Below are 8656 nucleotides of genomic sequence, written 5' to 3' on the forward strand. Positions count from 1 at the left end.
GTCCCGTACCCCCCACTCCGCGCACCGCGCCCTCCACGGACACCGGACACCCCCCTCGTACACCCTCCGTGCCTCTCACCACGGCCTCAACTCACCGTCGGTGACGCCTCGATGACGCTCTGGTCGGATCATCCTTCGCGCGTAACCCAAGTGCCGCGCCGCTCGTTGTGCGGGTGCAGGCTCCCTGCGGTCACGCCATGCCCGCAGCCACTCACTCACTTGTGTGGATGTGCTCAAGGCGTGCAACCTTCCGGACCCCCAGGGGAGTCGATCGTCATGACGAGAGGAGGTGCCGCCAGTGATCGCGAACGTTTCGGCACACCGGCGGGCGAACGCCTTCGCCCAGGCCCTGGAAGACCAGACGGTCCAGGGCGCGGCGGCCGGACAACAGCCCGCCGAGTCGGCCGAACCGGCCGAACAGGGGCGGCTGTTGGCTCTGGCGAAGGGCCTCGGCGAACTGCCGAAACCCACGCTGGACCCCGAGGTCAAAGTGGTGCAGCGAGCGCAGCTCGTGGCAGCCATGGAGGCCATGCTGCTGGAGGGCACAGCTACCGGGGGGGTGTCTCCGGGCCCTACGGTGCCTGAGCAACGGACCTCCGGCCGGGGTGCCCACCGGGCCTCACGGCTCCGGAGACTGCGCCCCAGATCCCGCTGGTCCAAGGGCCTCGCGGCCGGCGGGCTGACCGTCGGCGTGGCGGCGGGCGCGTTCGGCGGGGTGGCGGCCGCAAGTTCCGACGCCCTGCCCGGCGACTCGCTGTACGGGCTGAAGCGCGGCATGGAGGACTTCAAGCTCAATCTGGCGGACGGCGAGTCCGACCGCGGCGAGCTCTATCTCGACCATGCCTCGACCCGGCTCGGCGAGGCCCGGCGGCTGCTGGAACGGGGCCGCTCCGGCCGGCTCGACCATGAATCCATGGCCGAGATCCGGCGCACCCTGAGCGGAATGAAACACGACGCGTCGGAGGGCCACCGCCTGCTCCACCAGGCATACGAACGGGACGGCTCGCTCGGCCCGATCGCCACGCTCTCCTCGTTCTCGTCCTCGCACCGCAAGACCTGGAACGGACTGCGCGAACGGCTGCCCGTCCAGCTCACGGATGTCAGCGACGAAGTGAGCTCGGTGTTCGACGCCATAGACGAAGAGGTCGCGCCGCTCCAGTCGCTGCTGCCGCGCGCCCCGGAGAAACGCCAGGGCACCACCACCCGCCCCGGCGCCACACAGGACTCCACCGACACGGGCCGGCCCGACCGTCCCTCGCCCAGCTCACCGAGTACGGACAGAGGCGGCCCGCACCCCAGCGACCAGCCGCACCCGCCGGGCCGGCACGCGGAGAGCGAGTCCGAGGAAGGTCTGCTCGGCGGCGGTACGGGCGGACTGTTCGACCCTCCGCAGAACAGTGCCACCCCGTCGCCGTCCGAGAACCAGAACGGTGCCGAGCGTCCAGGGCCGGATGTCACGATCCCGCCTCTGCTGCCGGATCTGCTGCCAGGACTGGGCATCAGGGCCGAGGACGCGGAGTGAGACGGGCGGTATGAGTCAGGCGCGGCGCTCCCGGAAGGGAGTACCGCGCCTGATGTCCGCCGTCGGCCGGCCCACTGCTGTCACCGGGCCCACTGCCCGTCAGAAACGTATGTGCCGTCCGGCGACACCCGCCGCCGAACGCCTCAGAAGAACACCGATCGCCGCTGCACCAGCAGCTTGTACAGCGTGTGCTGGATCTGCTCACGGACCTGATCCGTCAGGTTGAACATCAGCATCGGGTCCTCCGCCGCCTCCGGCGGATAGCCGTCCGTCGGAATCGGCTCGCCGAACTGGATCGTCCACTTCGTCGGCAGCGGCAGCAGCCCCAAGGGCCCCAGCCAGGGAAACGTCGGCGTGACGGGAAAGTACGGAATGCCCAGCAGCCGCGCCAGCGTCCGCGCGTTGCCGATCATCGGATAGATCTCCTCCGCGCCCACGATCGAACAGGGCACGATCGGCACTCCCGCCCGCAGCGCCGTCGAGACGAATCCGCCACGCCCGAAGCGCTGGAGCTTGTAGCGGTCACCGAACGGCTTCCCGATGCCCTTGAAGCCCTCCGGCATCACCCCGACGACCTCACCGCGCTGCAACAGCCGCTCCGCGTCCTCCGCACACGCCAGCGTGTGCCCGGCCTTCCTCGCCAGCTCGTTGAAGACGGGCAGCACAAAGACCAGATCGGCGGCGAGCAGCCGCAGATGCCGCTCCGCCGGATGGTTGTCATGGACGGCGACCTGCATCATCAGCCCGTCCAGCGGCAGCGTCCCGGAGTGATTGGCCACCACGAGCGCCCCGCCGTCCGACGGGATGTTCTCGATGCCCTTCACCTCGACCCGGAAGTAGTTCTCGTACAGCGGCCGGATCAGCGACATCAGGACCTGGTCGGTGAGTTCCTTGTCGTAGCCGAACTCGTCGACCTCGTACTCGCCCGTGAGCCGCCGGCGCAGAAACGCCAGCCCGCCCGCGATCCGCCGCTCCCAGCCGCTCCCGCTGTCACCGTCCCGCTCCCGCGGCTCCCTCGGCTCCGGCTCTCCCGCGTCCCGCTCGGGAACGGGCTTCAGCGGACCCGGCGTACGGCCCGGGCCCGGACCGTGCACCGGACCGGAATCGGAGCCGGAACCCGAGCCAGAGCCGGCTCCCGAGCCCTGCGCCGAGCCCGGCCCTGACCCCTGCGAGCGCTTCGCGGCGCCGTCCTTGGCATGCTGCCGCCGGCCGCCCGCGGAGCCACGCCTCGACCTCGGTTCATCACCGAAGGGGATGACCTTGGCATCAGCCATGTCAGGTGCGCTCCTTGCTGACGAGAGTGGAGAGCCGGTCCACGGTACGGGCCACGACCTCGGGCGGCAGCAGCCCCGCACCCCGGCTCCGGGCGAAGTCCGTGAAGGCCTCCGCGGTCGAGTACGTCGGCACAAAACCCAGTGTCTCGCGCATCTGGTCGGTACTGACCACCCGGCCATGGGTCAGCAGCCGGATCTGCTCCGGTGAGAAATCCGTCATCCCGACCGTACGCAGCGCCGTGCCGACCCAGGTCACCGCGGGCAGCGGCACGGGCACCGTGGGCCGTCCCAGCCGCCGGGAACACTGCGACAGCAGCAGCACACCCTCGCCGGCGACATTGAAGGTCCCGCTGTTGAGCGTGGAGCGCCGCGGCTCGTCCGAGGCGATCATCAGCACATCGATGACATCGTCCTCATGGACGAACTGCAACCGCGGGTCATAACCGAAGACCGTCGGCAGAACCGGCAGTGACAAATACTCGGCGAGCGGAGAATCCGCCTCGGGCCCCAGGATGTTCGCGAAACGAAGTACGCAGACCGCCACATCGGGCCTGCGCCGCGCGAAGCCCCGGACATACCCCTCGACCTCCACCGCGTCCTTGGCGAAGCCGCCACTCGGCAGCGACTTGGGCGGAGTGGTCTCGGTGAAAACCGCCGGATCGCGAGGCGCGGACCCGTACACACTCGTACTGGACTTGACCACGAGCCGTTTCACGGACGGCGACTTCTGACAGGCACCGAGAAGCTGCATCGTGCCGATGACATTGGTCTCCTTGACCGTGGCCCGGCCGCCCGTGCCCAGCGGAGTACCCGTCACATCCATATGTACGACCGTGTCCACGGCATGCTCCGCCAGCACGCGCGCGATGGCGGGCCGGCGGATATCCGCCCGGACGAATTCCGCGTCGCCGAGCTGGTGCGCGGGAGCCACGGCGTCCACGGCGATCACCCGGTCGACACCGGGATCGCGTTGAACACGCCGTACGAAACGGCCGCCGAGTTTCCGGGCCGCTCCCGTCACCAGCACGACCTTGCCCACGCTCAGCGCCTTCCCCTGGAAAATCTCCCTACGCGTCACCGTAGCCGGTCGCTATTGCGCGACGGTGACCGTACGACGCGTCGCACGGCACTTTTACCGGTACGGGCAAACACCGAGGCCCTCCCACCCTGTCGGTGGAAGGGCCGCGAATGCGCGAACAGCGCCGCTTACTTCTTGTTGCGACGCTGAACGCGGGTGCGCTTGAGCAGCTTGCGGTGCTTCTTCTTGGCCATCCGCTTGCGCCGCTTCTTGATAACAGAGCCCACGACTACCCTCGCTCACTTCTCTTCACTCGGTGCGGGGCGTCTGGGCCCACACGACCTACGTCGGCCTAGCCTACCCGTCGCCGAGTGAGGGACGTAATCCGAGGGACTCCCTACGCGGACTCAACCCCCACAAAGGACTCGCGGAGATACTCGTGAACCGCTTGCTCCGGAACCCGGAATGACCTGCCCACCCGGATCGCCGGCAGATGACCGCTGTGCACCAAGCGGTACACGGTCATCTTCGACACTCGCATCACCGAGGCGACCTCCGCCACGGTAAGGAACTTGACCTCGTTGAGAGGCCTCTCGCTGCCAGCAGCCATGACCCACCTGTACCTTCCGCACCCGACGGCCACCGGCTTCCCCTCCGGTAACTCTTCGTCGCTGTGCGCTCACATCCAGACTAGGGGCGGGTGATGCGAGTGGGGAAGAGGAGCAGCCTTCGGCCGCCTACTGTGACAGACACGCTCGATTGAGTACATAGCGCGTGAGCGGCAGGTAGGAAGAAGGCCGTGCGGTGTCGGCAAGTGGAACGGCTACGGACACGCGCCCCTCGGCCTCCCCAACGAACAGCGCGGGATCATCGGTGCCGCCGGGCCCGATGGCCTCAATGCCCAGCTGACCTGCCCCGCAGACCCATCCGTGGTCTCCGACGACCAGTCCGGGAAGCGGCCCGCCGGACTCCGCCAGAGTCTCCAGAACCGCCCGAACCGGCAGCGGCGAGTGGGTATGTGCGCCGGGCTCACGCCCTGCACCTCGCACGCCGGGTTCCCGCACCAGCGCGACGCCCCGTACGTAGTCGAGGTTGCACATGCGTACGCCGAACCGGGTCGTTATGTCGATACATCGCCCCTGCGCCGGGGTGAGTACGAGACATCCCGCCGCCGACAAAGCGTCTGCCAGAACCGCGTAGAAACCGAGCAGCCGACGCGGATGCCCCGTACCGAGCAGCACCGGAGCACCGCTCGCCGCGGCCACACGCAGCCGCTCGGCGAACGCGTCCAGCGCGCTCAGCGTCCGCTCCGGGTCGATCACATCGGTGCCCGTCACCTGACCGGGATCGCGCGAGACCCCGCACCTGTCGGCCATGAGACTGAGCAACTCCCGCTCATTCCATGCCCATCCGGGATCGATCCCGAGCATGACCCGTGGATCGCGAGCGGCGAAGAGACGGTAACTGCGCAGACTGTCCTCGCGCGAGGTGGCCACGGGACCGGCCAACCCGGCCGCCAGCAGATGCGCCCGCAACGCTCCGGTGCTCAACACCCTCCCGATGCTTCCGCCTCGGGCGGCCGCCCGAGGCCGGAACCCGGATTCACCGCACAGTTGGCGTAACGGACGCTCTGCCCGGCGGCCTCAGGCCAGCAGCCCCCGCAGCGGGAACACCGCCTTCCGCGTCGCCAGGATCGACTGGTCCAGCCGGTCCGCCGGGTCGTATCCGTCCTCCCACGACCGCCAGCTCGGAGTCCGCCCGTCCGTCATCCGTCCCGGACCCAACTGCCGTGTCCGCGCGTACACCTCGCTCTTCCACGCCTCCGGCAGCACCGACTCCGGCTCGACGGGCGCGTGCCCGGCGATCCCCACGAGATGGGTCCAGGACCGCGGCACCACGTCCACCACCGCGTAACCGCCTCCGCCGAGCGCGACCCACCGCCCGCCGTCGACATACTCGTGGGCCAGCTCATGACAGGACGCCTGCACCGCACGCTGCGCGTCGAGCGACACCGCGAGATGCGCCAGCGGATCGTCGAAGTGCGTGTCCGCGCCGTGCTGGGTCACCAGAGCCTCCGGCCGGAAGTCCGCCAGCAGCTCGGGCACCACCGAATGGAACGCCCGCAGCCAGCCCTCGTCGCCCGTCCCGGCCGGCAGCGCCACATTCACCGCACTGCCCGCACCCGCACCGCCGCCGGTCTCCTCCGGCCAGCCCGTCTGCGGAAAGAGCGTTCGCGGATGCTCATGCAACGAGATCGTCAGCACCCGCGGATCCTCCCAGAACGCCGTCTGGACACCGTCCCCGTGATGCACGTCCACATCGATGTACGCGACACGCTCCGCGCCCAGCTCCAAAAGCCGGGCGACCGCCAGCGCCGCGTCGTTGTAGACGCAGAAGCCGGACGCCGAGCCGGGCATCGCGTGGTGCAGTCCGCCCGCGAAGTTCACGGCGTGCGCGGCCTCGCCGTCCCACACCGCCTCCGCCGCCCCGACCGAGAGCCCGGCGATCAGCGCCGACGCCTCGTGCATCCCCGCGAAGGCCGGATCGTCCATCGTGCCGAGGCCGTACGACCCGTCGGCGGCACGCGGATCCAGCGAGACCCGCCGTACGGCGTCCACGTACTCCTGCTGGTGGACGAGCCGCAGTGTCGAGTCCCCGGCCGCGGGCGCGGCCGTCACCTCCACCGCTCTGTCGAGCCCGTAGGCCCGTACCAATCCCATGGTCAACGAGAGCCGTACCGGATCCATCGGATGGCTGGACCCGAAGTCGTATCCCGTAACCGCGTCATCCCACATCAACCGTGCGCGACCGCTCATGCCCGCCACCGTATCGGGCCGGATCCGTCCCGAACGAGCGGGCGTACGCCAGAGTCACCAGAACCATGGCCATGGGTACGAGCATCGCGCCACGGTGATTCCACACGTCCCCGAGCACTCCCACCAGCGGCGATCCGATCAGAAATCCCACGTAGTTGAAGACGTTGAGCCGCGCTACCGCGCTGTCGCTGGAGGCGGGAAACAGTCGTCCGGCCGCCGCGAACGTCTGCGGCACGAGCACACACAGCCCGAGCCCCAGCATCGTGAACCCGAGGACGCCCACCCACGCTCCCGGGGCCAGCGCCACCACCGCGAACCCGGCGCCCGCCAGCAGGGTCCCGCACCGCACGACGGCCACCGGCCCGAACCGCCGTACACCCAGGTCCCCGACCGCGCGACCCAGCAGTGTGGTGACCATATAGGCGTTGTACGGAACAGTCGCCAGCTCCTCCGAACCGCCCAGCACGTCCTGGACGTACTTGGCGCTCCAGTTCGACACCGTGGAGTCGCCGATGTACGCGAAGGCCATCACCAGGCAGAGCGGCAGCAGCAGCTTGAACACCACCGGTCCCCCGGCGTCCGACTCCCTGCCGGCGACCGGATCACGGCGGTCAGCCGGCTTCCGCTCTCCGTCCGCGTACCAACGGCTCCCGAGCAGGGCGGCCGGCAGCAGGACGGCCACCACCGGCAGATACGACACCGGCAACGGCAGATCCCAGTGGGCACCCGCCCAGGCCAGCGAGGCCCCGGCGATACCGCCCAGGCTGTACACGGCATGGAAGCCGAGCATGATGCTGCGCCCGTACGCCCGCTGAAGGCTGACGCCGAGCATGTTCATGGACGCGTCCAGCGCGCCGACCGCGACCCCGAACGCCGCCAGGGCGAGGGCGAGCTGCCACATCGCCTCACCGGCTCCGACACCGAGCAGGGCCAGCAGTACGACGGGCTGGGCCCAGCGCAGCACCGCTCTCGGCCGCACCCGGGCGACCAGCTTCTCGGTGGCGACACTGCCGACACCGGCGAGAACGGGAACAGCGGCGAGAAAGGCGGGAAGGAGCCCGTCGGACACCCCGTACCGGTCCTGGACGGCGGGGATACGCGTCACGAGCAGAGCGAAGGTCACTCCCTGGACGAAGAAGCTCAGCGCCAGGGAGACACGGCCGTGCCGCAAGCCGGAGTCCGCCGCGTCCGCCGCATCTGTCATGGCCGGACAGCGTAGGGCGATCCGCTACCTCTGGGTAGGTGGATCACACGACGGATCCGGCAACGGATCAGGGGCGGAGGTTCAGGGGCGGATCAGATGGCGGACCGGCCGAGCAGTCCCGGCAGTTCCGCCATGGCGGAGAAGTACCCGGTGGCCCCGGCGAGCTTCTCGGCCGGCGTCATCGCCGTGAACGCGTAGACATCCATCCCGGCCGCCCTGGCCGCGGCGACCCCGAGTGGGCTGTCCTCCACGACGGCGCAACGCGCGGGGGCGACGCCCATCCGCTCGGCGGCATGGAGAAAGAGATCAGGCGCCGGCTTGCCCCGCCCGACGTCCTGGGCACTGAAGATGACACGGTCCTCGAACCACCGGTCCAGCCCGGTCCTGCGATGGCCCACCCGGATGCGCTCATGGCTTCCCGACGAGGCGACGCAGTACGGCACACCGTCGGCGACCAGCTTGCCCAGGAGCGCGACCACGCCTTCGACCGGCTCCAACTCCCGCTCGAAGGCAGCGAAGACACGGGCGTGCAGGGTGTCGTCGAAGTCCGCAGGAAGACGCCGGCCCGTCCGCTCTCCGATCAGATCGTGGACGCGATGCACGGCAGCTCCCATGTAGTCGCGGACAGAGTCCTCGTACGACGTGGGATGCCCCAACTCGGTGAGATACGCGGCCAGGATGGTGTTGGACAGAGGCTCGCTGTCGACCAGGACACCGTCATTGTCGAAAATGATCAGTTCATAGCGCATACGTCGACTTTAGACGTACCCCTGAACGCAGGAATGCCCCGCACCAGAAGTTCTGGTACGGGGCATTCCCCTA

9 protein-coding genes are annotated in these 8656 nt (G+C 69.2%); 1 reads left to right on the forward strand and 8 read right to left on the reverse strand.

What is annotated here, in order from left to right; genetic code table 11:
* Nucleotides 1–298 precede the first annotated feature (298 nt).
* The gene (locus BFF77_RS28100) at nucleotides 299–1522 is read left to right on the forward strand and encodes a DUF5667 domain-containing protein (RefSeq protein ID WP_066955264.1); all 1224 of its coding nucleotides are present in this window, start codon (nucleotides 299–301) and stop codon (nucleotides 1520–1522) included.
* A gap of 143 nt (nucleotides 1523–1665) precedes the next feature.
* On the opposite strand, the gene BFF77_RS28105 is transcribed toward BFF77_RS28100, so the two are convergent.
* The 8 genes from BFF77_RS28105 to BFF77_RS28135 all read right to left on the reverse strand — a co-directional run bounded on the left by BFF77_RS28105 (nucleotide 1666) and on the right by BFF77_RS28135 (nucleotide 8583).
* Nucleotides 1666–2796, reverse strand: coding sequence for a lysophospholipid acyltransferase family protein (locus tag BFF77_RS28105; protein WP_066955267.1), 1131 nt, complete (start codon nucleotides 2794–2796; stop codon nucleotides 1666–1668).
* A 1-nt stretch (nucleotide 2797) separates the two neighbouring features.
* Entirely contained in the window at nucleotides 2798–3835 is a 1038-nt protein-coding gene (locus BFF77_RS28110) for an NAD-dependent epimerase/dehydratase family protein (RefSeq protein WP_066955269.1), read from the reverse strand.
* 167 nt (nucleotides 3836–4002) lie between these two features.
* Nucleotides 4003–4101, reverse strand: coding sequence for a 30S ribosomal protein bS22 (locus tag BFF77_RS33750; RefSeq protein WP_003948845.1), 99 nt, complete (start codon nucleotides 4099–4101; stop codon nucleotides 4003–4005).
* A 110-nt stretch (nucleotides 4102–4211) separates the two neighbouring features.
* A complete protein-coding gene (locus BFF77_RS28115) occupies nucleotides 4212–4424 on the reverse strand; it encodes a helix-turn-helix domain-containing protein (RefSeq protein WP_014046653.1) in 213 nt (70 codons plus the stop codon).
* Between the two features lie 127 nt (nucleotides 4425–4551).
* Nucleotides 4552–5367, reverse strand: a complete 816-nt coding sequence (locus BFF77_RS28120) for a phosphatase (protein ID WP_066955272.1) — start codon at nucleotides 5365–5367, stop codon at nucleotides 4552–4554.
* A gap of 90 nt (nucleotides 5368–5457) precedes the next feature.
* Complete coding sequence (locus tag BFF77_RS28125) at nucleotides 5458–6630, reverse strand: acetoin utilization protein AcuC (protein WP_066955281.1); 1173 nt, start codon at nucleotides 6628–6630, stop codon at nucleotides 5458–5460.
* Nucleotides 6599–7834 carry an MFS transporter gene (locus tag BFF77_RS28130; protein WP_066955275.1) on the reverse strand — a complete coding sequence of 412 codons (1236 nt, stop codon included), beginning with the start codon at nucleotides 7832–7834 and terminating at the stop codon, nucleotides 6599–6601. The genes BFF77_RS28125 and BFF77_RS28130 overlap by 32 nt, the downstream gene beginning before the upstream one ends.
* Nucleotides 7835–7926: 92 nt before the next feature.
* Nucleotides 7927–8583, reverse strand: a complete 657-nt coding sequence (locus BFF77_RS28135) for an HAD family hydrolase (RefSeq protein WP_066955278.1) — start codon at nucleotides 8581–8583, stop codon at nucleotides 7927–7929.
* Between the last annotated feature and the right edge of the window lie 73 nt (nucleotides 8584–8656).

The organism is Streptomyces lushanensis, from assembly GCF_001700515.1.
GTDB lineage: Bacteria > Actinomycetota > Actinomycetes > Streptomycetales > Streptomycetaceae > Streptomyces > Streptomyces lushanensis.

Bases quoted from the DNA above. Each gene is read 5' to 3' on its own strand.
- BFF77_RS28115 (WP_014046653.1), bottom strand. From the start codon at position 4,424: ATGGCTGCTGGCAGCGAGAGGCCTCTCAACGAGGTCAAGTTCCTTACC.
- BFF77_RS28130 (WP_066955275.1), bottom strand. From the start codon at position 7,834: ATGACAGATGCGGCGGACGCGGCGGACTCCGGCTTGCGGCACGGCCGT.
- BFF77_RS28105 (WP_066955267.1), bottom strand. From the start codon at position 2,796: ATGGCTGATGCCAAGGTCATCCCCTTCGGTGATGAACCGAGGTCGAGG.
- BFF77_RS28125 (WP_066955281.1), bottom strand. From the start codon at position 6,630: ATGAGCGGTCGCGCACGGTTGATGTGGGATGACGCGGTTACGGGATAC.
- BFF77_RS28135 (WP_066955278.1), bottom strand. From the start codon at position 8,583: ATGCGCTATGAACTGATCATTTTCGACAATGACGGTGTCCTGGTCGAC.